The sequence below is a fragment of the Modestobacter versicolor genome (assembly GCF_014195485.1).
In the GTDB taxonomy this organism is placed as follows: Bacteria; Actinomycetota; Actinomycetes; order Mycobacteriales; family Geodermatophilaceae; genus Modestobacter; species Modestobacter versicolor.
Genome location: NZ_JACIBU010000001.1, coordinates 69,504 through 91,853, shown reverse-complemented (window position 1 = coordinate 91,853; position 22,350 = coordinate 69,504). Strand labels below are relative to the sequence as shown.

The window sequence follows — 22,350 nt, the reverse complement described above, 5'->3', positions numbered from 1 at the left end:
GACGCCCCGCGCAGCGAGCCCCGGCGACGTAGCGTGACTCGGGTCACCGAGCGAGGGAGCGGACATGCCCGTCTTCGAGATGCTGGACCCCACCGTGCAGGCCGAGGGTGCGGCGGTGCTGCTCGCCGAGCGGCCGGCCGACCTGCGCGGCAAGCGGATCGTGCTGATGGACAACGGCAAGCACAACGCCCGCGAGCTGCTCGAGGCGGTCTTCGCGATCGTCGAGCCTGAACTGGCGCCGTCCTCGGTGACCTGGAAGACGGTCCCCGCCACCTGGCCCGCCGACGACGCGGTGCTCGACGCCATCGCGAAGGAGTGCGACCTCGTCCTCGAAGCGGTCGGTGATTAGGGCAGCTGCAGCGCGGCCAGTGTGGCCGACGTCATCCTGATGGAGAAGCGCGGAGTCCCGTCGGCAGCGATCTGCACCGACGCACTGAAGATGAGCGCCGACGCCATGGCGGTCATCCAGGGCGCACCGGACTACCGGTACGCCGTCGTCCCCCACCCGGTGAGCAGCCTGGACGCCGAGGGCATCGCCGCGGTCGCGAAGATCGCCGCACCCCAGGTGATGGCCATCCTGCGTGGAGAGGCCCCGTGACCGAGCAGCAGACCGCGTACCGCCCTGAGGACCTGATCGCCGCGATCGAGGAGTGCTACGAGAACGGCTGGACCGACGGGCTGCCCGTCGTCCCGCCGATCCCGAGCCTGGTCGACCGCTTCCTCGAGCACACCGACCGCTCGCCGTCCGAGGTCATCTGGACGATGAAGCAGGTCAAGCGCGGCTGCACCGTGCAGGCCGCGGCGATCAACGCCGCGATGGCCGGCTGCAAGCCCGAGCACTTCCCGGTTGTGCTGGCCGCGCTCGAGGCCACCGTCGACGAGGGCTGGCCGGGCCTCGGCGGCTGGCAGAGCACCACCGGCGGCGGTCCGCTGCTGATCGTCAACGGCCCGGTGCGCGGCCCGCTCGGCTTCAACTCCGCGGGCAACGTGTTCGGGCCCGGCTTCCGGGCCAACGCCACGGTCGGCCGGGCGATGCGGCTGATCATCATGAACGCCTACGGGGTCCGCCCGCACGAGCTCGACCAGGCCACCCAGGGGTTCCCCGGCAAGTTCTCCATGTGCATCGCGGAGAACGAGGAGCTGAGCCCGTGGGAGCCGTTGTCGGTGACCCTCGGGCACGACGCCGGGGTGAGCACCGTGTCGGCGCTGCACACCCGCAGCACCGAGCACATCGACAACCGCAACACCGGTGACCCGCGGTCGATCCTCAACGACCTCGCCGACACCTGCGGCCGCATCGGGTCGATGACCCGCCGGTTCCGCCGGGTCGGCGTCGTCATCGGGCCCGAGCACGCCCAGCTGCTGGCCTCGCACGGCATGTCCAAGCAGGACGTCCGCGAGTACCTGGCCGAGCACAGCGGGCGGACGGCGGGTCAGCTGCGCGCCGCAGGGCGCGGTGAGTCGACGGCGGTCTTCCAGAACGCGCCCGGCGGCGGAGCCTTCGACGAGGCGGCGGCCTCGGACATCGGTCAGGTCCCGGACGACGAGCTCGTGACGTCGCTGCGCACCCCGGACGACGTGATCGTGGTGGTGGCCGGCGCGGCCAACGCCGGGATCTCCACGGTCGTGCAGACGCTCGGCTTCCCGACCAAGACGATCGGCACCGCGGTCATCCGCTCCTGACCGCCAGCAGCCGCTGCACGGTGTCGATCAGCATGTCCTGCTCGGCGGCAGCGTCGAAGCCCGTCTCCCCGGCGAGCCGGCCGAGGAAGCCGTCGAGCACGACGAGCACCCACGCGCACAACCGCGCGGGCTCGACGTCGGACCGCACCTCCCCCGCGGCCTGCGCCGCCCGCACCCAGGGCAGCAGCCCGTCGGCGACCACGGCCTCGTCGCGGGCGAGTGCGGCGGCGACCCGCTCGTCGTTCATCACCGCACCGACCGCCTTCACGAACCCGGCCACCCGGGGGTCGGCGTACTCGGTCGCGGCGTGGACGACGTAGTCGCCGAGCACCCCGCCGGCGTCCGCGCGCCCCTGTTGCGCGGCGAACCAGGCGGCGGTCTCCGCGGTGCCCAGCTCGAGGATCGCCAGCAGGACGTCGAGCTTCGTCGGGAAGTAGTGGAAGAACGTCCCCGAGCCGATCCCGGCGGTGCGGCAGATGGCCGCGGTCGTCGCCCGGTCGAAGCCGTCGGCGGCGAACCGGGTGAGCGCGGCGTCGATGATCACCATCCGCCGCGCCTCGTGCCGGGCCGGGTCGATCGTGCGGGCCACGGACTCCCTTTCCTGGAGTGACCGCTCTAGTATTCACGCCGTGACGCCGGCCAGCGCGGGGAAGCAGCCCGAGCGCTGGCTGCTGACCTCTGACGGGCACGAGCACCTGGTCGAGATCGCCGAGGTCGGCCTCCGCCGCCGGCTCACCTGGTCGGTCGACGGCACCGAGGCCGCGACCAAGACGACCAGCGACGAGAAGGTCGTCCTGGACGGCGGCGAGCACGGCGCTGTCGGCGTCCGGCTGCCCACGTTCACCGGCCCCGCCCGCCGGGTCACCTGGTACCCACCCGGCGCCCAAGCGGTCGCCGTCGCGCAGACCGGCCTCGGCGGCACCGACTTCGACCCCGAGCCCGGCTCGAAGGCCGCCGTCCGGGAGGCGTGGATCCGGGAGCACCCCAACCTGCACGCCGCCCGGCGCACCGGGGCCGCCGTGCTCGGCGTGGTGCTGCCGATCCTGGGCATCTGGCTGCTGTCCCGGATCGACATCCCCTGGCCGAGCATCCCGTGGCCGGACTGGGACCTGCCGTCGATCCCGTGGCCGGACATCTCCATCCCGCTGCCCGACTGGGACCTGCCCGAGCTGCCGGCCTGGCTGCGGGAGCTGCTGGACAAGGCCAAGTACGTCGTCCCGGTGCTGGTGGCGTTGGCCGTGGCCCGGGCCGAGGTGCGGCGGCGGCGCGCCCAGGACGAGCGCAAGCAGCGCCCGACCGACCTCCCGCCCGAGCACCGGCCGCAGCCGTAGCGTCGGCGGCGTGAGCTACGACGCCCTGGTCGAGAGCGTGCGGCTGCTCGAGGGCGCGCCGCCGGCCGGCGCGGCACGGCTGAGCCGTCGCGTGCGGCACCTGCCGCTGGCCGTGGACCGGGACGGCGACGTCGCCGCCACGATGTTCCTGCGCCGCGGCGTCAGCGGGGTCCCGGAGCTCGACGTCCACACCCTCGAGCTGGTCGACGGCGTCTGGTCGACCCTCGGCGGCGGCGGTGGGCCCGGGGACGGCGCGACGCGGGGCCGGCCACGACTGGTCGACCTGGGCAGTCCGGCGGTGAGCTCCAGCGGCGGTGGGACCGCACGCACGTCGGGCAGCTGGCTGCGCAGGCGACGGAGCGGCTGGATCTGGTGGGCGGAGCTGCGCGTGGCCGAGGAGGTGACCGCCCTGCGCGTCGACGCCCGGTTCCTGCCGGTCGCCGCCCACGGCTGCGCGGTCGTCGTCTGGACGCGGCAGCCGCCGCAGGTCACCGGCCTGGACGCGTCAGGCTCCGCCGTCGGGCCGGTCCTGATCCGTCCGGCCGGCTCCCGGCACCCGGGGTCCATCGGATGAGCTGTCGGCCCACCGGCGCCGAGCGGCTCACTGTTCGCCGATGTCCTCGTTCCACAGGCCCGGCTCACGGGCGATGAAGTCCGTCATCAGCTCGATGCACTCGGCGTCGTCGAGCACCACGACGTCCACCCCGCGGGCGCGCAGCAGGTCCTCCCCGCCGTAGAACGTGCGGTTCTCCCCGATCACCACCCGCGGGATCTTGTACAGCAGGATCGCGCCGGTGCACATGTCGCACGGGGACAACGTGGTCACCATCGTGGCCCGCGCGTAGACCGACGCCGGCAACCGCCCGGCCTGCTCCAGGCAGTCGGTCTCGCCGTGCCGGATCGCGCTGTTCTGCTGCACCCGGCGGTTGCGCCCGACCGCGATCACCTCCCCGTCGACGACCAGCGCGGCTCCGATGGGCACCCCGCCCTCGTCCCGGCCGCGGCGGGCCTCGGCCAGGGCGTGCGCGAGCTGCTCGGCGGACTGGTGGACGGATCCGGACACGGGACCTCCAGGAGGTGGACGGGCTCGGGCCCGACGGTAGGGGTGCGGCAGGCCCGGTCGCCGGGGCAGGCAGGTCACGGCGAGGTCACTTCACGGGCTCGTTACAGCGCGGACACGGACGGCACCCAGGCGGTCTGTTGAGTCCTCCCCGGCGACACCCAGCGCGCCACACCGCTGCCCCGAGGAGAACCGTTGAGCCCCACCGCCGTCCGCCGCGCGATCGCCGGCACCGCCGTCGCCGCGACCGTCCTCTCCCTCGCCGCCTGCGGCTCCGACTCCTCGGAGGCCGAGGCGTCGGGCAGCGGTGAGACGCAGACGGTCACCGTCGGCACCCTGCGCGGCCAGCCGCACTTCTACGCACCGTTCCTCTACGAGGAGAACGCGGTGGACGGCGTGGAGTTCGAGGTCGTCACGCTGGACAGCACCCCGGCGCTGACCGACGCGGTCTCCTCCGGCACCGTCGACTTCGCGATCACCGGCATCACCGCGACCATCTCCGGCATCTCCCAGGACCGGGACCTCACGATCGTGGCGTCGGCGGCCGACGGCGGCTCCGGCTTCATCGGCGGCGACGACATCGACACCGTCGCCGACCTGGCCGGCAAGAAGGTCGGCTACATCCAGGGCAGCGCGCCCGAGGTGGCGATGCGGCTGATCCTGGCCGAGAACGACGTCGACCCGAGCAGCCTCGAGCTGGTCGCCGTCCCGCCGCCGGAGATGGCCTCGGCCTTCAACAGCGGCTCGATCGACGCCTTCTTCGGCACCGAGATCGCCGTCTCGCTGGCCACGGCGGCCGGCGGCCACGCGATCACCGACCCGTACGACACCCCCATCGGCAAGGTGAACATCGGCCTGGTCACCACCGGCTCGCTGGTCGAGGACGACCCCGAGCTGGTGCAGAAGGTCGTCGACACGCACGCCGCGACCACCGCGTACATGACCGACAACATCGACGAGTGGCTGCCGGAGATGGTCCAGGAGTTCGGCGGTGACCAGGCGGTGCTGGAGTCGGCGCTGGAGAACTTCTGGCTGCGCGCCGACCTGAACGAGGAGTACCAGGGCCAGGTCGAAGCGCTCGCCGGCGCGATGGTCGAGCTCGGGCTGATCGACACCGCCCCGACCGCGGACGACCTCGTCGACGCCTCCTTCGCACCCGAGGCCTGACCTGACGGAGGGCGCCGGCGCAGTCCGTGCCGGCGCCCTTCTCCTCTCCGGGAGGTACGCCATGACCACCACCGCCGTCCCCGTCTCGGCTGCGGCCCCCACCGTCCCCTCCGAGCCGGTCCGCAGGAACCGCGGCCGGCTGCGCACCGTCCTGCTCGGCCTGCCGGTCCCGCTGCTGTTCCTGCTGCTGTGGCACGTCGGCCGGGAGAACGCCTGGGAGCTGCCGTTCGGCATCCGGATGGGCTTCCTCCCCTACCCCGCCGACGTCGCCCGCGGGCTGGCGAACTACGCGATCGGCACCCGGGACGACGCCTTCAGCAGCCTGCTCTGGGAGGACCTTCCGGCCAGCGCGCTGCGGGTCTTCTCCGGCTTCGCGCTGGCCACCCTGGTCGCCGTCCCGCTCGGCGTGCTGATGGGCCGGTTCAGCACCGTGCACGCGCTGTTCGACCCGATGATCAACCTGTTCCGGCCCATCCCGGCGACCGCCTGGGTGCCGCTGGTCGCGCTGCTCATCGGCTACGGCGACCAGGCGTCGATCTTCCTGATCACGCTGTCCGCGTTCTTCCCGATCGTGCTGGGCACCATCAGCGGCGCCCGGCAGGTGCCCGAGCGGCTGCTGGAGGCCGCCCGGATGCTCGGCACCTCCGGCGTCGGCACGCTGCTGCGCGTGGTGCTGCCGGCCGCGGCGCCGGCGATCGTCAACGGCATGCGGGTGGGCCTCGGCCTGTCCTGGGTGATCCTCGTGCTGAGCGAGACCACCGGCGTGCCGACCGGGCTGGGCTCGACGATCTTCCTGGCCCGCGACGTCGTCCAGACCGACCAGATCGTCGTCGGGATGATCTGCATCGCCGTCGCCGGCTTCCTCTCCGACCGGCTGCTGATGCTGGTCTTCCGCGTCCTGTTCCGCGACCGACCGCTGATCAAGTAGGAGCCGACATGGAGCACCTCGTCGCCGGCCGGATGGCCGACGTCCGGATCGCCGGGCTGACCAAGACCTACGCCGGCGCGGTGACCGCGATGGCCGACGTCGACCTGACCATCGCCTCCGGCGAGTTCGTCGCGGTGGTCGGCGCCAGCGGCTGCGGCAAGAGCACGCTGCTGCGGATCCTGGCCGGCTTCGAGCGGCCCAGCGCCGGCGTCGTCGAGGTGGGCGGGACGCCGGTCACCGGGCCGGGCCCCGACCGCGGCGTCGTCTTCCAGGACTACGGGCTGTTCCCCTGGCTGTCGGTGCGGGAGAACGTCGGCTACGGCCCGGCGCGCAAGAAGCTGCCCAAGGCGGAGGTCGCGGGGATCACCGACCGGTTCATCGCCGCGGTCGGGCTCACCCGGTTCGCCGCGAAGTACCCCTCGCAGCTGTCGGGCGGGATGCAGCAGCGGGTGGCGATCGCCCGGGTGCTGGCCAACGACCCGTCGCTGCTGCTCATGGACGAGCCGTTCGGTGCGCTCGACGCGCTGACCCGCTCGGACCTGCAGGCCGAGCTCAAGCGGATCCACGTCGAGACCCGGACGACGGTCGTCTTCGTGACCCACTCGATCGAGGAGGCGGTCTACCTCGCCGACCGGGTGGTCGTGATGACCGGCGGCGCGTCGCACGGCGTGCCCGGGCACATCAGCCGGGTCGTGCCGGTCGAGCTGGCCGATCGCGACGTGACCTCGCCGGCGTTCAACGAGGTCAAGCGGGAGATCGCTGAGCTCGTGCACACGGTGCCCGCGGCGGTCTGACACCCGCCCTCGCGGCGGCCGACAGGTCGATCCCGCTTCGCTTGTGCTCTGCTCCCCCGGGGGGAGCAGAGCACAAGCTTCCGTGCACCTCGTCCGTCGGCCGGCTCAGGCGGTCGGCGACCAGCCGAGCGCCGGGCCGAGGTGCTGGGCCATGTCGGTGAGGATCTGCACGTAGTCGTCGTGCTCGAAGCTGAACGGCAGGGCGAACACCACCTCGGTCACCTCGCGGAAGCCGGTGTGGGCGTACAGCTGCTCGGCGATCTGCTCCGACGTCCCGATCAGGTCCAGCGCGAACAGCATCCGGGCCGGGCCCTGCGGCTCGAGAGTCCGCGGCGTCCGGGCGTCGACGTACGCCTGGTACTTGGCGACCTGCTCCGGCGACGCGGAGTCGGTCGGGATGACCACCAGCCCCTGCGACACCCGGCCGGTCGGGTTGGCCGCCTTGAACGCCCGCACCTGCGTCGCCTGCTGGGTCGCGAAGTCCTCGTCGGTGTCGGCCTTCAGCACGCTGGAGGTCAGGAAGTTCATCCCCTGCTCCCCGGCCCACTGCGCCGACCGCAGCGACGCCCCGCCGTACCAGAGCCGGTCGGCGAGCCCCGGCGAGTGCGGCTGCACCCGGTCCGACCACTCCTCGACCACGCCCTCCTTGCCGCGGAACGACGAGGCGGGCTCACCGGCGATCAGCCGCCGCAGCCGGGACACCCGCTCGTAGGAGAAGTCCTCGACGTCGGCGGTGTCCGGGTAGAGCGCGGCCTTGACGTCGTCCCAGTGCATCGGCTGCCCGACGCTGACGCCGGGGTTCAGCCGGCCGCCGCTGAGCACGTCGACCGTCGCGAGGTCCTCGGCCAGCCGCAGCGGGTTCTCCCAGGCCAGCGGCGTCACCGCGGTGCCCAGCGAGATTCGCGACGTCCGCTGCGTGGCAGCAGCCAGGACGGCGACCGGCGAGCTGATGCCGTACTGCAGGTGCCGGTGCCGCAGCCACGCGCTGTCGAAGCCGAGCCGCTCCCCCAGCTCGATCACCTGCAGCGTCGACTCGTGCCCGGGCCCGGGGTCGTCCCCGTCGAACAACCCGATGGTCAGGAACCCGAGCTTCTCCAACGGCACCCCAGGCAGCGGCATGTGCTGATCATCCGCGATGGTCCGGGCACCGCTGCACGCCGGTGCTCACTCCGCTGCGTCGTCGCCTGCCTCGCCGCCGCCGCGCCGACGCAGCGTCCGGTCGGCGATGCCGCTGGAGAACCTGCCGGTCACCGACTTGGCCTGACCGAAGGCCTTGATGCCCATCCGCTTGGACGCGTCGAACTGGGTGGCACCCGTCTCGAAGACCTTGTCCTTCACGTCCGAGGCGGCGTCGACCCATGCGCGCGCTTCCAGCGCCTCCCGCCCCGACTCGATCCCGAGCCGGCCGTGGAAGTCGGTGACAGCGATGGCCACGTGTTCCCTCGACCTCACGATCGCCGGAGACTGGATCGGGTTCAGGAGCACCTTCGCGTTGGCCAGGTCCGCAGCGGTCCTCATCCGGTCGAGCAGGCGCTCGGTGGTCTGCGTGATGGTCTCCAGCCGCTTCTGCCGGACGGCCCGGAGTCCCATCCGGTGCCCGTCCAGGTCGTCCGGAGCCACGTCCAGCACCCGGTCGAGCTCGAGCACGGCGATGGCGTCCTGCAGCTGGAAGCAGCGGGCCAGCACGACGAGCCACCCCTGGACCTTGGAGTCGGCCTTCTTGGTCGTCTCGGCGAGATCCGCGATGCTCGAGGTGCGCTCCATCTTCTCCGCGAGGGCGTCGAGCTGACGCAGCGCGTAGCCCTGCGTCCGGGCGATCGTCGAGGACGAGGCCTGCACCTTCGACCACGTGACCTCGTTGACCCGGCCCCCGTGCTCCCGGATCGTCGTTGCCTCGTCGACGTCGAAGCCCACCCCGATCATGTCGGCATGGACGGCGTCTTCCTGGGCGCGGAGCACGTCATCGAGCTTCTCGTCGATCCGGCGAGGTAGTCGGTGATCTCGTCCATGGTCTGCTTCATCGCCAGCTGCGCCATGACACCCGCGGCGCCGGTGAGGAACGCCGGGTTGGTGAGCTGTGCGCCGGGAGCCTTCGCGAACTCCACGAATCCCTTGATCTGGCCCTTGCTGCCCTTCACCACACCGGTGCTGAGACCGGACGTCGAGCTCGTCCGCAGCCCGTGCTTCTCGACCAGCTCCGCGGACTGCTTCGTCAGCTTCACCCATCGACCCGAGTGCTCGGCGATCTCGGAGCCTGCCTGTGCGGCTGCCGCTCCGAAGCTCGCGACGCCCTTGAGCCGCGCCAGGCCGAAGTCCTTCGACGGCAGGCCCTCCGCCGCGAGGAAGCGCTCGACAGCCGTCGACTCCCCGATGACCGCCAGGCCGTCGCCGTCACTGATCAGCTGGATCTCGCCGTCCATCGTGTGAACTCCTCGAAGATGTGCCGGAAAGCCCCTGCGAGGGCTGCGAACGGCCCGAGATCCGCCGCAATGCGTGCAGGAGTCCGGAGGCGGATCGCCGCCCGAAGCTACCTCCGGCGGCCGTGCCCGACGGCCATGTGCCTCGCCTGCGCGTGACTGGCGGGACACGGGCGCGCGCCTGAGCCAGGAATGCCGTCAGTCGCCGGGGATAGCGTCGCCGGTATGCGGATCACGGTGCTCGACGACTACCAGGACGTCGCCCGGACCAACACCGACTGGTCAGCGGTGACCGACGACCTCGACGTCGTGACCGAGCACATCGCGGGCGTCGACGAACTGGTCGTCCGCCTCGCCGACAGCGAGGTCGTCGTCGCCATGCGCGAACGGACGCCGTTCCCCGCCACCACGCTCCAACGGCTGCCGAACCTGCGCCTGCTGGTCACCACCGGCGGCCGCAACGCCTCGATCGACCTCGCCGCCGCCCGCGAGTGCGGCATCACCGTCTGCGGCACCGGCGCCGCCGGCAACGCGATGCCCGAGCTGGTCATCGGCATGCTCATCGCGCTCAGCCGGCACTTCGTCGAGGAAGACCGCGCCGTCCGGGCCGGCGGATGGCAGCACACCATCGGCCCGGGGCTGTCCGGCCGCACCCTCGGCCTGGTCGGCCTCGGCCGGCTCGGCACCGCCGTCGCGACGCTCGCCCGCGCCTTCGGCATGCAGGTCATCGCCTGGAGCCCGCACCTCACAGCAGAGCGGGCGGCGGAAGCCGGCGTCCGCGCCGTTGGCAAGCAGGAGGTGTTCAAGACGGCGGACTTCGTCTCGGTGCACCTGGTGCTCAGCGACTCCACCCGCGGCCTCATCGGGGCTGACGAGCTGCGCGCCATGAAGCCCACCGCGTTCTTCCTCAACACCTCCCGCGGGCCCATCGTCGACGAGGCCGCGCTGCTCGACGTCCTCGACCGGCAGGCCATCGCCGGCGCCGGGCTGGACGTCTACGACACCGAGCCACTGCCCGCCGACCACCCGCTGCGCAGCACGACGAACACCCTGCTCTTGCCGCACATCGGTTATGTCACCACCGAGGCGTACGAAGCGTTCTACGCCGGCGCGGTCGAGGACATAGTCGCCTTCCGCGCCGGCCGACCGCTCCGCCAACTGGAGGTGCCATGACCGAGCAGCGGGCCTATCCGCACGGCGTGACCTGCTGGATCGACAGCGAGCAGCCCGACCTGGACGCCGCGACCCACTTCTACGCAGAGCTGTTCGGCTGGACGCTCACCGACGCCGTGCCGCCGGGCGCCCCCGGCTCCTACCTGATCGCCACCCTCGACGGGCGGGACGTCGCCGCACTCGGACCGTCCACTGCCGGCGCTGCCACCTGGAACACGTACATCGCAGTGGACGACGCCGACGCGACGGCAGCCGCGGTCGCGAAGGCGGGTGGGGCGATCGTCGCCGGGCCGTGGGACGCCGGCCCCGGTGGTCGCGCAGCAGCCTGCACCGACCCCGCCGGGGCGCCGTTTCGGCTCTGGCAGGCCCGCCGCCGGCTCGGCGCGCAGCTGGTCAACGTCCCGAACACCTGGAACTTCAGCGATCTGCACACCCCCGAACGCGACGCCGCGCTGACGTTCTACGCGCCGCTGTTCGGCTGGGTCGGCGTGGAGGTCCCCCGCGCCGGCACGATGCTGCAGGTGCCCGGCTACGGCGATCACCTCGCCGCGACCGTCGACCCGAGCATCCACGAGCGGCAGGCATCGGCACCGCCCGGGTTCGCCGACGTCATCGGCGGACTGGTCGTCGCCCCCGACGAGCCGGCGCACTGGCACGTCGTCTTCTCGGTCGCCGACCGCGATGAGACCGCAGCCACCGCCGAACGGCTGGGCGCCACCGTCCTGCAGTCCGAGGACGGGCACTGGGTCCGCACCGCGCTGGTGCGCGACCCGCAGGGCGCGGAGTTCACCGTCAGCCAGTTCACCCCGCCCGACGACTGGTGAGCCGGGGCGGATGGTGCGGGCGAGGCGGCCGATCGGTGTACAGGTCAACTCGGGCACGCCCCGGCCGAGACCGACACCATGAGGTCTCGGAAGGGTGCGCACGACGAGGTGCCGGCCGCGGACGGCGAGCTCGAGAACTGGCTGCACGACCTGACTGACGGCGAGGCCACCGCCCGCCAGTTCCGCCATCGGCAGGCCGACACCGAGGAGCGCGCGGAGGCGTGCTGCCCTGCGTGCGACGGCGCCGCCACCGGGAAGTTCTACTTCGGCCTCGGTGGGCAGCTGCGCGGACGCCGCAGCGCCTGAGCACCGTTCGGCGCGAGTAGTGCTCTGCTCACCGTGGTGAGCAGAGCACTACTGAGCCGCGGTCAGGCCTGGGCGCCGGCCTCCTGGGAGGCCAGGAACTCCTCCGGGCCCTGGGCCGCCGCGGCCGGGTCCATCCACATGACCTGCCAGCCGTGGCCGTCCAGGTCGAAGAAGCTGCGCGAGCACATGAAGCCGTGGTCCTCCAGGGCGTCCGCCTCGACGGCGCCCGCAGCCAGCGCGGTGTCGACCACCGAGACGACCTCCTCGCGGGACGCCACGCTGAAGCAGTAGAGCGCCAGGGCGTGCGTGGTGGGGTCGGCCATCGGCAGCTTCGAGAACGTCATGAACGTCGAGCGCTCGAGCAGCATGACGCTGGCCTGCTCACCGACCAGCATGCAGGCCGCGGTCTCGTCGCTGAAGTTCGCATCGAAGCTGAAGCCCAGCCCCGTGAAGAAGGCCTTGCTGCGCGCGACGTCCGCGACGGGCATGTTGACGAACAGCGTGCGGCCGGGGTGTGCGGGGCTGGTCACAGCGGGTCTCCAGGTGATCGGTCCGAGGGGTACGTCCTGGTAGACCCGCCGCCCCGGCCGAACTCATCGGAGGTCGGAGCTCAGCGCTCCTCGGAGACGGGCTGCAGAAGCTCGGCGGCCGGGCGGGGCTTGGGCAGCGCCGACGTCCCCCACATGCCCACCGCGGACGGCGCCGTCATCATCGCCTCGAGCTCGCCGGTGTCCAGGGTCGGCTCGATGACCTCGCGCTCCGGCGTCCGGGCCGGGACGACGGTGCGCAGGATCCGGGAGAAGCGACCCCGGCGGGCCTGGCGACGGGCCTCCCGGCGCGCAGCTTCCTCGCGGGCCGCGGCCTCGCGGTCCAGGATCTCCCGCGCCATCCGGTCGGTCTCGGCCGCGACCACCAGGTCGGCCCGGGCCTGCACGGCGCGCTGGCGGCCGTTGCGGCGGATCGTCTCCGCCTCGACGTCCTCGTCGTCGCGCATCTTCTCCAGCTTCTCGTAGGCGGTCGGCTCGGCGAAGTTGATCAGCGTCTTCATCAGCACCGGCAGCAGCTCGACCGACAGGAAGAGCAGGAACAGCATCAGGTGCGCGGTGCCGGCGGCGGGGCGGTCCTCGGCGAGCCGGTCCATCGCCTCGAGCCGGGCCAGCAGACCGTCGGACTGGGAGTTCTGCGCCTCGAAGGCGGCCACCTCGGCGGCCCGGGACGACGTCAGCGCGGCCAGCGCGGCCTGGTCGGCGGCGAGGTCGGCCTCGGCCATCGACACGCTGCGCGCACCGTTGCTCGCGGCGTCCTGGCCGGCCGACGTCCGTGCGTCGATCAGCGCGGCCTCGGCGTCGTCCAGCTGCGACTTGGCGTCGTCCACGACGGTCGCCTGCTGGGCGGCCGCGGCGGCGGCGGTCTGGTACGCGTCGCCGGGGCCGGCCTCGCCAGACCCGCACGACCCGTCGAGCTCGCACTGGGCCTTCGCCTGCAGCTCGGCGAACCGGGCCTGCGCGGCGTCATAAGCAGCCCGCTTGGCCTCGCGGTCGGCGGTCGCCGCCGTCACCCGCGGGTCGGCGTTCGGGTCGGTCGCTCCCCCACCGGCCAGCACGGCCTGCTCGGCGGCGATCCGCTGCTGCAGCTCCGGGATCTGCGCGTACCTGGCGTCGGCGTCCAGCTCGGTGGTGAACTCGTCCGCCGCCTCGGCCTGCAGGGTCACGATCGTCGCGTCGATCTCCTTGTTGAACACCTGCAGCGTCAGCGGGGTGGAGATGACCGTGCCGAGCAGGACGGCGAGGGCGATCCGGGGCACCGCCATGCCGACGTTGCGCGCCACCGAGGAGTCGTGCGACATCCCGACCAGCAGCATCCGGTCCAGGTTGACGATCACCAGACCCCAGCCCAGGCCGATCAGCAGCGCGACCGCCCACGGCGCACCCAGCGCCATGTGGACGGCGAACGCGGCCGAGAGCGCCGCCAGGGCTCCGGTGCTCAGCAGCACGCCACCGAGCGCGACGTGCTTGGCACGCGACCCCGGGGCGACCTGGAGCACGTCCAGCCGGGCTCCGGCGAGCACGGCCATGCGGTCGCCGACGGATCGCTTACGAGACCACATGCAGATGACGTCCTCTCCCGGATCTGTTCAGAACCGGTATCGGTCGTCCAGCCCCGCGTCGATACCCCCGGGCGGCTGTGAGGTCATACGCCGAGCCTTGCCAGCCGACAACACGCAGCGTGACGGCTCGCTGTCCATCCGAATCGGATGGACTCCAGGTCTGCCGCCGGACCCGCTCTGCCGTCACCGTGCTGGCAGGCAGGCAGAACGGGGATCGGGGGACTCCGTGGACGACGACGAGTGGGTCGACGAGCGCTCCGAGGAGACGACCCGCCGCCCGCTGCGGTCACTCATGGGGCGCACCGCGATCGCACTCGCCGAGTGGTTGCTCAAGCCCGCGATCCACGCGCTCGTCGCCCTCCTGGCCCTCGGCGCCTTGAGTCCGTGGATCGCCGTGGGCATCTCCCGGGTCAACCCCACCTGCTCCGACCACCCGGGCTACGTGGCGGTCAACGTCGCGACGATGCTGCGTGACGGTTCAGCGAGCGCCAGCCCCCGGCCGTCCGAGGCCAGAGCAGAGGGCCGCCGCGACGGCCGCTGGGCGTTCGACGGACGGGCCACCGCGGCGTGGGCCTGGCCGGTACCCACCCGGCCGCAGGGGGACGTGGAAGCGGCACTGACCGCCGCCGCCGCCGATGCGAAGCCCATCGCGACGCTCACCATCGACTTCCGGCAGCAGCTGCGCGACGTCGCGCTCGTCTGCGTGGTCAACGGTGCGCCACTCGACCCGGCGTCCTACGTCCGTGCGGATCGTGCCGAGCGGGTCACCGTCCGGACCTCCTGCTCGTCGACCGGCGCCTCGACGGTGCTGCGGTCGCAGGGCGGCGACCACATGTACGACGCCCAGCGCCTGCCCACGCGCTGCCGCGACTTCTCCTCCCTGACGTTGGAGGTGATGTCGACCTACCCCGGTCAGTACATCAGCGAGCCCAGCAACGGGGAGATCGTCGCGCCGACCGGGCTCGTCGCGATCGCGGAGGTCTACCTCTACCGGCCGGTGGGCGCCAGCAGTCCCGACTACAGCAGGGCAGCAGCGATGGTCCACTGGGTCTACACGCACCCGTGGTCCACCGTTCTGGGCGCCGTGGCCGCCGTCCTGCTGGTCCTGGCGGTCACCCGGACGGCCAGGGCAACGCTGCGCCGGGGATGACCGACGCCGTCCGGCGCGTCAGACGCCGAGCGACGCCAGCGCCTGCAGCAGCAGGGTGCTCTGGCCGTTGGCCAGCTCGGCGAGCACGGCCGGCTCGCGGGCCTCGTCGGGCGAGAACCAGGTCAACTCGAGGGCGTCCTGCTGCGGCGCGCAGTCGCCCTCGACGGGGATCACGTAGGCCAGCGACACCGCGTGCTGCCGCGGGTCGTGGAACGGCGTCACGCCCGGGGTCGGGAAGTACTCGGCGATCGTGAACGGCTGCGGCGAGGGCGGCACCCGCGGCAGGGCCAGCGGCCCGAGGTCCTTCTCCAGGTTGCGCAGCAGCGCCGACCGGACCCGCTCGTGGTACAGCACTCGCCCGGACACCAATGCGCGCTTGACCTGGCCGTCCTCGCCGATCCGCAGCAGCAGACCGACCGCGGTCACGGTGCCCGTCTCGTCGACCCGCACCGGCACCGCGTCGACGTAGAGGATGGGCAGCCGCTCGCGGGCGGCGTCCATCTCCTCCCGGGAGAGCCAGCCGGCATCGGAGACGTTCACGTCGGTCATGCGCTCTGTCTAGCTGATGCCCTGGGACCGCGCGGCAGGAACCGGTGTGCAAGCGCTCACGGTCCGTCGTTCCCCGGCCCCCGAAGATGGCCATTCTCGGGGCGGCGGGAGGCCCGAAGATGGCCATCTTCGAGGTCTGCGCCTTCCGGGCCAGGTCGGCGGCCGCGCCCTCCCTCTCCCAGGCGGGGCGCAAGGACGACAAGTGCCAATTCGGCGCCGCGCCCGTATCGGAACACACCCGTTCAGATGTCACGCATCGAGCCCCCAGCGGATGAGAGTCAGGTCACCAACCGCCCCATCCCCTGGAGTGACCATGCGTCTTCGCAGCACCGCCGCAGCGAGCGTCCTGATCGGCGCCGCACTGTCCATCGGGTTCACCAGCACGGCCAACGCCGCCGACCTCAACTGCAGCGACTTCGCCACCCAAGCAGACGCCCAGGCCGCGTTCAACGCGACCCCGGGTGACCCGAACGGCCTGGACCGGGACGGCGACGGCATCGCGTGCGAGACGCTGCCCGGCGGCGCGGGTGCGCAGGCAGTCAGCGAGGACACCACGGTCCTCGGGGCCGCTCAGGTCTCGGCCCGTCCGGCCGGTGCTGTCGCCGCCGGTGACGGCAGCGCTTCCGCCGATGGCAGCACGCTGCCCTACGTCCTCGGCGGCCTGGCGTTCGCGGGCGCGGGCGGCGCAGCCCTGGCGGCGCGTCGCAGCTCCCGCACCACCGCCTGATCCCACTCGCCGTGCAGCACCGCGCACCTCGGGCCAGCAGCCCGGGTCTCGTCGAGACCCGGGCTGCTGGCCCGGTGCGCATCACGGGGGCCTATCCCCCGCCGCTCCGACCGTCGACCGGGTCGACGGAGCTGCAGTGCTCCCGCGTCACCCGATACGACCGATCGCGGCACCGCGCTCCCCGGGAAGGCAGGCCCCGGGCCGCCCAGCTGTGGGCCGGTGCCTCCGGCGTCCTGGCTGCAGCCGGCGTCGCCGCCGTCCTCCTCGCGCCCTCCGGTGGGCCGACGACCGTCCGGCAGGACGTACCGGTCGCGGCTGCCGCCGCCCCCGCCACGGTGCCGGTGCCGTCGTCAGCGGTCGCGACAGCCGTGGCACCTCCGGTCCTCCAGCTTCCGGCCAGCGACCCGGTGCGCGTGCGGATCCCTGCCCTCCGCGTCTCCTCGACGGTCATGGACCTCGGTCTGGAGCGGGACGGGTCCATGGAGGTGCCACCCGGCGCCTACCCCGTGGGCTGGTACGACGGCAGCCCCACCCCGGGAGAGCTGGGTCCCGCCGTCCTGGCCGGGCACGTCGACTGGGGCGGCGAGCCCGGCGCCTTCTACGGCCTGCGCGAACTGCTGCCCGGTGACGAGGTGGTCATCGACCGCGCCGACGGCACCACCGCCACCTTCCGGGTCGACCGGGTCGAGGAACACGACAAGGACGCGTTCCCCAGCGACGACGTCTACGGCGACCTGCCGTACGCGGGCCTGCGGCTGATCACCTGCGGAGGCGCGTTCGAGGACGACTCCGGCGACTACGAGGACAACGTCATCGTGTTCGCGTCGCTGACGGTCACCGACTGAGGTCGATCGCCCGTACAGAGTGCGTCGAGGCCGGCTGATGACGCGAGCAACCCGGCCGGAGCGCACATGGTGCGAGCCCGGGAACCGGCCGGAGATGGCCATCTTCGGGGGACGCGGGAGGTTCCGAACGGGCGACCACGCGAGGACAGTCGTCGGTGCGGCGATGCCGCCGGGGCACCGCCAGGGAGGAGCACTGGCATGTACGCCAGGACCACCACCGTCCGGGGTGACCCGCGGGCCGTCGATGACGGCATCGCCCACGTCCGGGACACCGTCTGGCCGGCACTGCAGGGCATGAGCGGCTGCGTCGGGATGTCGATGCTCGCCGACCGCATGGAGGGCCGGTGCATCGTCACCGCGGCCTGGGCCACCGACGAGGCGATGCGGGCCAGCGCGGAGACCGTCCGCGACGTCCGCAGCAAGGCCGCCGAGGTCATGCGGGCCGAGCTCATCGACGTGGCCGAGTGGGAGATCGCCGTGCTGCACCGGGTGCACCCTGCCGGCGAGGGAGCCTGCGCCCGGGTCATCTGGGCCGAGGTCGACCGGGAGGAGATGGACGACGTGGTCGCCGCCTTCCGGATGAGCCTGCTGTCGCGGATGGAGGAGCTGCCCGGCTTCTGCAGCGTGAGCCTGATGGTCGACCGGGGCACGGGGATGGCCACCGCGGCGATCACCTACCGCGACCGGGAGTCGCTCGAGGCGTCCCGGGAGATGGGCGCGGACATGCGCGAGGAGTTCGCCGTCGCGATGGACGCCCGGATCACCGAGGTCGCCGAGTTCGACCTGGTCATCGCCCACCTGCGCGTGCCCGAGACCGTCTGATCGCGAGCCGGCCGGCGCGTCCGCGCGCCGGCCGGCCACGATCGGGTGTCGCCCGGCTCGCTGCCGCGGCCGCTCCCTGGTGAGATGCTCGCACCGAGCCCGAGCGGTACCGGAAGCCCGCGGGACGACGAGAGGACCGTGCGTGCACCCCGACGTCCGGCTCCTGGGCGGCCGCTACGAGCTGGTCGCGCTGATCGCCACCGGGGGCATGGGCCAGGTCTGGCAGGGCCACGACACCCTGCTCGGCCGGGACGTCGCGGTGAAGGTGCTGCGCAGCGAGTACACCGGCGACCCGACCTTCCTCACCCGCTTCCGCGGCGAGGCCCGGCTGGCCGCCGGCCTGGTGCACCCCAACATCGCCGCGCTGTTCGACTACGGCGAGGTGCCGCCGGCCGGCCCGACCGACGAGCACCTCGCCTTCCTGGTGATGGAGCTCGTCCGCGGCGAGTCGCTGTCCGGGTTGCTGTACCGCGAGCACACGCTGACCCCCGAGCGCACCCTCGACGTCCTCCGGCAGAGCGCCGCCGGGCTGGCCGCCGCGCACGCCGCCGGGGTGATCCACCGCGACGTCAAGCCGGGCAACGTGCTCATCGGCTCCGACGGCACCGTGAAGATCACCGACTTCGGCGTCGCGGTCTCCGGGTCGACGGTGCCGCTGACCCAGACCGGCCAGGTCATGGGCACCCCGCACTACCTCTCCCCCGAGCAGGCCGCCGGCGCCCGCGCCACCCCGGCCAGCGACGTCTACGCGCTCGGCGTCATCGGCTACCAGTGCCTCACCGGGCGCAGGATGTTCGACGCGGAGAGCTCGCTGCAGGTCGTGCTGCTGCAGCTCAACGGCACCCCCGAGCCCCTCCCGGACGACGTCCCACCGCCGGTGCGGTCGCTGATCGAGGGCGCGCTGGCCAAGGACCCCGCTCAGCGGTTCCCGGACGGCGCCGCGTTCCGGGACGCCATCGACGACGTCCTCGCCGGGCGCCCGGTCCGCCGGCTCGCGCCCACCGCGGCGGTGACAGCCGTTCCCGACCCCACGGGCACCCTGCCGGGCGGCGTCCCGCTCACCGGGCCGGGAACGGAGCCGGAGACCGACGTCCCGCAGAGCCGCCGGCGCCGGCTGCTCGCCGGGGCGCTGACCCTGCTCGCCGCTGCTGCGGTCGCCGGCGGGCTGCAGCTGGCCGGCAGCAGCGGGGACGGCGAGGCGGCGGCGGACACCCCGGCGCCGACGTCGACCAGCGCAGCGCCGGCCACCCCGTCCCCCCAGGCGATCGCACTGGCGACCGCCGACCTCGTGGGCCGCCCGGTCACCGAGGTGCAGGCCGAGCTGACCGCGCGCGGGCTGGTGGTCACCCTGCGCCCGCTGCAGACGGCCGACGTGCCCGACAACCAGGTCATCGCGGTCGACCCGACCGGCGAGCTGGCGCCGGGCAGCCCGGTCACCGTCACCCACGCCGTCGCCCCGCCGGCCGCCCCGGCACCGGCGCCGGTCCCGGACACCACCCAGCCGACGACCGGTGGTGACGCAGCGGAGGACGCGGCGGACGCCGCCGAGGACGCGGCGGACGCCGCGGAGGACGCCGCGGACGACGCAGCCGAGGACGCGGGCGGCGGGAACGGCAACGCCGGTAACGGGAACGGGAACGGGAACGGGAACGCCGGCGGCAACGGCCGGGGGAACGGGAAGAACGACGGCTGAGCCGCCGAGGTCACGACACGGCCTCAGCGCTGCGCGGACACGCCGGTGGCCGCTGTCCGGGACGTCGGCGTCTCCGTAGCTTCTCCGCGATCCGCCGTCCGATCGAGGAGCACCCATGCGCGTTCGCAGCGCCGTCGCTGCCGCCGTCCTGGCCGCCACCGTCTCCGTCCCGCTGGCCGGCACCGCCGCGGCCGCGGACCTCGACTGCGCGGACTTCCCGAACCAGGCCGCCGCGCAGGTCGTGCTCGACGCCGACCCCACCGACCCCAACGACCTGGACGGCAACGACAACGGCCAGGCCTGCGAGGCCCAGGCCTACGGCAGCGTCGCCGCCGCGCCGGTGCCCGCGACCCCCGCCGGGCAGGTCGCCGCGCGGCCGGCCGGTGCCGTCGCCGCCGGTGACGGCAGCTCCGCCGGCCCGGTGCTCGAGCACGACGGCAGCCCGCTGCGGTACGTCGTCGGTGGGCTGGCCTTCGCGGTGGCCGGCGGCGCCGCGGTCGCCGCTCGCCGCGCGTCCCGCGCCTGACCCCGGTGCCGCACCGCGCCGTCGCCGAGCCCCGTCACCGCGCCGCCCGCGCCTGGGCCGGGACGGCCGTCCTCTCTGCCCTGCTGGGCGTGGCCGCGCTCGCGCTGCTGCCCGGCGCCGCCCCCGAGGTCGCCGTGGCCGGGTCGCTGGTCACCGTCGACGTCGACGCGCTGGAGCCGCCGCCCTTCCGGGCCGGCATGCGGGTGACCCCGGCGGCACCGGCCGAGCACGCGCCGCTGCCGCGCAGCGAGCCGGTCGGCATCACCGTCCCGGCGATCGGGGTGACGACCGCGGTGATGCCGCTCGGCCTGGCCGACGACGGGACGATGGAGGTGCCGCCCGGCGCCTACCCGGCCGGCTGGTTCGACGAGAGCCCGACGCCCGGCGAGCTGGGCCCCGCGGTGCTCGCCGGGCACGTCGACTGGGAAGGCGACCCCGGCGTCTTCTGGGGCCTGCACACCCTCACCGCCGGCGACGAGGTGCTCATCGACCGGGCCGACGGCGGCACCGCCACCTTCGTCGTCGACCGGGTCGCCGAGTACACCAAGGACGAGTTCCCGTCCGGCACGGTCTACGGCGACATCGACCGGGCCGGTCTCCGGCTGATCACCTGCGGCGGCGACTTCGACGCGGAGACCGGCGACTACGCGACCAACGTCGTCGTCTACGCCAGCCTCGTCGGCTGAGCGCTGGTCGGCTGAGCGCCCAGCAGCGTCCGGGTCATCGCGTTGCGGGTGCCCAGCAGCTCGTCCAGCGCGCTGGTCAGGTCCGCGGCCGACACCTGCAGCTCACCGTCCGCCGTCCGATCGGCGGCGAACAGCGCGGCCCGCCGGATCAGCTCCTTGAGGAACGAGGCGGTGACCCCGTCGGTCCGGTCCAGGACGTCGTCCAGCCCGGCGAGGTCCATCGCCAGCGAGCCGCGGTAGAGGTCGAACAGCGCCCGCCGGGCGGCGCGGTCGGGCAGCGTCAGCTCGACCGCCTGGTCGACCCGGCCCGGGCGCGCGGCGAGCGCCGGCTCCAGCAGGTCGGCGCGGTTGGTGGTCAGCAGGAACACCACGTCGGCGTCCTCGGCCAGCCCGTCCATCTCGTTGAGCAGCTGGAACAGCAGCGGGTGCTGGCCGGGGTGCATGCCGCGGTCCTCGGCGATCAGGTCGACGTCCTCGACCACGATCATCGCCGGCTGCAGCGACCGGGCCACCGAGCACGCCTCGGCGATCAGGTGCAGCGCGTTGCCGGTCAGCTGGACGACGGTGGTCTCGGCCAGCCGCCCGATCAAGTAGCGGACGGTGTGCGTCTTGCCCACCCCGGGCGGGCCGTACAGCAGCAGCCCGCGCTTGAGGTGCTGCCCGGCGGCCAGCAGCCGCGCCTTGTGCCGGGCGACGTCGACCACCTGCCGCTCGATCTCGGCCATCGTCCCGGCGTCGAGCACCAGCTGCTCGCTGTCCAGCTGCGTGCGGCGGTGGAACTGCAGCAGCGTCTGCCCGTGGCCGAACACCTCCTGGCCGAAGGAGAGCACCTGCCGCCGGAAGACGTTGTGCTCGTCGGCGGCCACCCGGATCTCCCGCAGCGCCGCACCGGCGGCCGCCGGGTCCGTGCTCAGCGCCTGCACCGAGGCCTGCACCAGCCCCATCTCCGGCTCGGGGCCGCGGACGAGCAGCGCCGTGCGCACCCCGTCCTGCTCGACCAGCACCAGCGCGCAGCGCAGGCAGGGCCGGGTGGCGCCGTCCGGACCGCACGGCAGGTTGACGGTGGCCGCGTTGCCCGGCCGCGGCGAGTGCGGGCCGAGGTCGGTCATGGTGAGCAGCTCGGCCAGCCCGAACAGCTGGTGCCGGAAGGCCAGCACGCCGACCACCTGGCTGGACCGCCCGGCCCCGGCGAGCCAGGCGTCCAGCCCGGCCTGCACGTTGACGTGCTCGTAGCCGGGCCAGGCCTCCTCGGCCACCTCCGCCCCGGCGGCGCGGGGGCCCAGGTGCCCGCCCAGCAGCGAGGCGAAGGTGACCCGGTCGTCGACCCGCGCGGCCTGGGCCACCGCCCGCACGCCGCGGCGGGCGAGCTTGCCCAGGTCGGCGAGCTGCAGCGGGCGGCCGTCGGCACCCACCGGTGCCTCCGTCGCGATCGGCCCGTACGACGCCCAGCTGCGCTCCACACGTCCTCCTCCGCGGCCACCGCGGCGGTGGTCCGGGGGCAGCCTGGCAGCGCGGCCGCCGGCGCAACAGCGGTTTCCGGACGGCGCCGTCCGCACATTTCT

General features: G+C 73.3%; 25 protein-coding genes and 1 pseudogene. 17 read left to right on the top strand and 9 right to left on the bottom strand.

Going from position 1 to position 22,350, the window contains the following annotated elements:
- Positions 1 to 64 precede the first annotated feature (64 nt).
- Together FHX36_RS24100 and FHX36_RS00430 are read left to right on the top strand one after the other, a co-directional pair.
- Positions 65 to 598, top strand: a pseudogene (locus tag FHX36_RS24100) (UGSC family (seleno)protein).
- Complete coding sequence (locus FHX36_RS00430; protein WP_220035795.1) at positions 595 to 1,683, top strand: hypothetical protein; 1,089 nt, start codon at positions 595 to 597, stop codon at positions 1,681 to 1,683. Before FHX36_RS24100 ends, FHX36_RS00430 begins: the two are co-directional and overlap by 4 nt.
- Here FHX36_RS00430 and FHX36_RS00425 read toward each other — a convergent pair.
- Positions 1,670 to 2,272, bottom strand: a complete 603-nt coding sequence (locus tag FHX36_RS00425) for a TetR/AcrR family transcriptional regulator (protein ID WP_220035796.1) — start codon at positions 2,270 to 2,272, stop codon at positions 1,670 to 1,672. The two genes, FHX36_RS00430 and FHX36_RS00425, sit on opposite strands and share 14 nt — an antisense overlap.
- A gap of 40 nt (positions 2,273 to 2,312) precedes the next feature.
- On the opposite strand from FHX36_RS00425, the gene FHX36_RS00420 reads away from it, so the two are divergent.
- On the top strand, positions 2,313 to 3,014 hold the full coding sequence (locus FHX36_RS00420; RefSeq protein ID WP_110550617.1) for a hypothetical protein: 702 nt from the start codon (positions 2,313 to 2,315) through the stop codon (positions 3,012 to 3,014).
- A 10-nt stretch (positions 3,015 to 3,024) separates the two neighbouring features.
- The gene (locus tag FHX36_RS00415; RefSeq protein WP_110550618.1) at positions 3,025 to 3,588 is read left to right on the top strand and encodes a hypothetical protein; all 564 of its coding nucleotides are present in this window, start codon (positions 3,025 to 3,027) and stop codon (positions 3,586 to 3,588) included.
- Positions 3,589 to 3,615: 27 nt separating this feature from the next.
- Here FHX36_RS00415 and FHX36_RS00410 read toward each other — a convergent pair whose 3' ends face one another.
- Positions 3,616 to 4,077 (bottom strand): nucleoside deaminase, encoded by a 462-nt coding sequence (locus tag FHX36_RS00410; protein WP_110550619.1) that lies wholly within the window; start codon positions 4,075 to 4,077, stop codon positions 3,616 to 3,618.
- 192 nt (positions 4,078 to 4,269) lie between these two features.
- Here FHX36_RS00410 and FHX36_RS00405 point away from each other — a divergent pair, with 192 nt between their 5' ends.
- The 3 genes from FHX36_RS00405 to FHX36_RS00395 all read left to right on the top strand — a co-directional run bounded on the left by FHX36_RS00405 (position 4,270) and on the right by FHX36_RS00395 (position 6,963).
- On the top strand, positions 4,270 to 5,241 hold the full coding sequence (locus FHX36_RS00405; RefSeq protein WP_181428606.1) for an ABC transporter substrate-binding protein: 972 nt from the start codon (positions 4,270 to 4,272) through the stop codon (positions 5,239 to 5,241).
- A 61-nt stretch (positions 5,242 to 5,302) separates the two neighbouring features.
- The gene (locus tag FHX36_RS00400; RefSeq protein WP_110550621.1) at positions 5,303 to 6,169 is read left to right on the top strand and encodes an ABC transporter permease; all 867 of its coding nucleotides are present in this window, start codon (positions 5,303 to 5,305) and stop codon (positions 6,167 to 6,169) included.
- 8 nt (positions 6,170 to 6,177) lie between these two features.
- Entirely contained in the window at positions 6,178 to 6,963 is a 786-nt protein-coding gene (locus FHX36_RS00395; protein WP_110550622.1) for an ABC transporter ATP-binding protein, read from the top strand.
- A gap of 105 nt (positions 6,964 to 7,068) precedes the next feature.
- On the opposite strand, the gene FHX36_RS00390 is transcribed toward FHX36_RS00395, so the two are convergent.
- From FHX36_RS00390 to FHX36_RS22345, 3 genes are read right to left on the bottom strand one after another with little or no spacing between them, the layout of a single operon-like run.
- The gene (locus FHX36_RS00390) at positions 7,069 to 8,082 is read right to left on the bottom strand and encodes an LLM class flavin-dependent oxidoreductase (RefSeq protein ID WP_110550623.1); all 1,014 of its coding nucleotides are present in this window, start codon (positions 8,080 to 8,082) and stop codon (positions 7,069 to 7,071) included.
- 45 nt (positions 8,083 to 8,127) lie between these two features.
- A complete protein-coding gene (locus tag FHX36_RS22350) occupies positions 8,128 to 8,922 on the bottom strand; it encodes a hypothetical protein (RefSeq protein WP_220035797.1) in 795 nt (264 codons plus the stop codon).
- On the bottom strand, positions 8,883 to 9,383 hold the full coding sequence (locus FHX36_RS22345) for a hypothetical protein (RefSeq protein ID WP_220035798.1): 501 nt from the start codon (positions 9,381 to 9,383) through the stop codon (positions 8,883 to 8,885). The genes FHX36_RS22350 and FHX36_RS22345 overlap by 40 nt, the downstream gene beginning before the upstream one ends.
- Positions 9,384 to 9,605: 222 nt before the next feature.
- Between FHX36_RS22345 and FHX36_RS00380 the strand changes: the two genes are divergently transcribed.
- The 3 genes from FHX36_RS00380 to FHX36_RS00370 all read left to right on the top strand — a co-directional run bounded on the left by FHX36_RS00380 (position 9,606) and on the right by FHX36_RS00370 (position 11,683).
- Entirely contained in the window at positions 9,606 to 10,553 is a 948-nt protein-coding gene (locus FHX36_RS00380; protein ID WP_110550624.1) for a D-2-hydroxyacid dehydrogenase family protein, read from the top strand.
- Positions 10,550 to 11,377, top strand: coding sequence for a VOC family protein (locus FHX36_RS00375; protein WP_110550625.1), 828 nt, complete (start codon positions 10,550 to 10,552; stop codon positions 11,375 to 11,377). The genes FHX36_RS00380 and FHX36_RS00375 overlap by 4 nt, the downstream gene beginning before the upstream one ends.
- A 78-nt stretch (positions 11,378 to 11,455) precedes the next feature.
- Positions 11,456 to 11,683 carry a hypothetical protein gene (locus FHX36_RS00370; RefSeq protein ID WP_146251501.1) on the top strand — a complete coding sequence of 76 codons (228 nt, stop codon included), beginning with the start codon at positions 11,456 to 11,458 and terminating at the stop codon, positions 11,681 to 11,683.
- A 62-nt stretch (positions 11,684 to 11,745) separates the two neighbouring features.
- On the opposite strand, the gene FHX36_RS00365 is transcribed toward FHX36_RS00370, so the two are convergent.
- Together FHX36_RS00365 and FHX36_RS00360 are read right to left on the bottom strand one after the other, a co-directional pair.
- Positions 11,746 to 12,213 (bottom strand): VOC family protein, encoded by a 468-nt coding sequence (locus FHX36_RS00365; RefSeq protein WP_181428607.1) that lies wholly within the window; start codon positions 12,211 to 12,213, stop codon positions 11,746 to 11,748.
- Positions 12,214 to 12,293: 80 nt separating this feature from the next.
- Positions 12,294 to 13,790: a DUF4407 domain-containing protein gene (locus FHX36_RS00360; protein ID WP_110550627.1), complete on the bottom strand. Its 1,497-nt coding sequence runs from the start codon at positions 13,788 to 13,790 to the stop codon at positions 12,294 to 12,296.
- Between the two features lie 226 nt (positions 13,791 to 14,016).
- Between FHX36_RS00360 and FHX36_RS00355 the strand changes: the two genes are divergently transcribed.
- On the top strand, positions 14,017 to 14,940 hold the full coding sequence (locus FHX36_RS00355) for a hypothetical protein (protein ID WP_110550628.1): 924 nt from the start codon (positions 14,017 to 14,019) through the stop codon (positions 14,938 to 14,940).
- 18 nt (positions 14,941 to 14,958) lie between these two features.
- Here FHX36_RS00355 and FHX36_RS00350 read toward each other — a convergent pair whose 3' ends face one another.
- Positions 14,959 to 15,489 (bottom strand): NUDIX hydrolase family protein, encoded by a 531-nt coding sequence (locus FHX36_RS00350; RefSeq protein ID WP_110550629.1) that lies wholly within the window; start codon positions 15,487 to 15,489, stop codon positions 14,959 to 14,961.
- A gap of 313 nt (positions 15,490 to 15,802) precedes the next feature.
- Here FHX36_RS00350 and FHX36_RS00345 point away from each other — a divergent pair, with 313 nt between their 5' ends.
- From FHX36_RS00345 to FHX36_RS00320, 6 genes are all read left to right on the top strand, one after another.
- Entirely contained in the window at positions 15,803 to 16,216 is a 414-nt protein-coding gene (locus FHX36_RS00345; protein WP_110550639.1) for an excalibur calcium-binding domain-containing protein, read from the top strand.
- Positions 16,217 to 16,227: 11 nt separating this feature from the next.
- Positions 16,228 to 17,061: a class F sortase gene (locus tag FHX36_RS00340; RefSeq protein ID WP_343056536.1), complete on the top strand. Its 834-nt coding sequence runs from the start codon at positions 16,228 to 16,230 to the stop codon at positions 17,059 to 17,061.
- Between the two features lie 198 nt (positions 17,062 to 17,259).
- Entirely contained in the window at positions 17,260 to 17,883 is a 624-nt protein-coding gene (locus FHX36_RS00335; RefSeq protein WP_110550631.1) for a hypothetical protein, read from the top strand.
- Between the two features lie 142 nt (positions 17,884 to 18,025).
- A complete protein-coding gene (locus FHX36_RS00330) occupies positions 18,026 to 19,576 on the top strand; it encodes a protein kinase domain-containing protein (RefSeq protein WP_343056535.1) in 1,551 nt (516 codons plus the stop codon).
- 115 nt (positions 19,577 to 19,691) lie between these two features.
- A complete protein-coding gene (locus FHX36_RS00325) occupies positions 19,692 to 20,102 on the top strand; it encodes a hypothetical protein (RefSeq protein ID WP_183513413.1) in 411 nt (136 codons plus the stop codon).
- Between the two features lie 5 nt (positions 20,103 to 20,107).
- On the top strand, positions 20,108 to 20,788 hold the full coding sequence (locus FHX36_RS00320; RefSeq protein ID WP_183513412.1) for a class F sortase: 681 nt from the start codon (positions 20,108 to 20,110) through the stop codon (positions 20,786 to 20,788).
- On the opposite strand, the gene FHX36_RS23725 is transcribed toward FHX36_RS00320, so the two are convergent.
- Entirely contained in the window at positions 20,767 to 22,248 is a 1,482-nt protein-coding gene (locus FHX36_RS23725) for an ATP-binding protein (RefSeq protein ID WP_110551597.1), read from the bottom strand. The two genes, FHX36_RS00320 and FHX36_RS23725, sit on opposite strands and share 22 nt — an antisense overlap.
- Between the last annotated feature and the right edge of the window lie 102 nt (positions 22,249 to 22,350).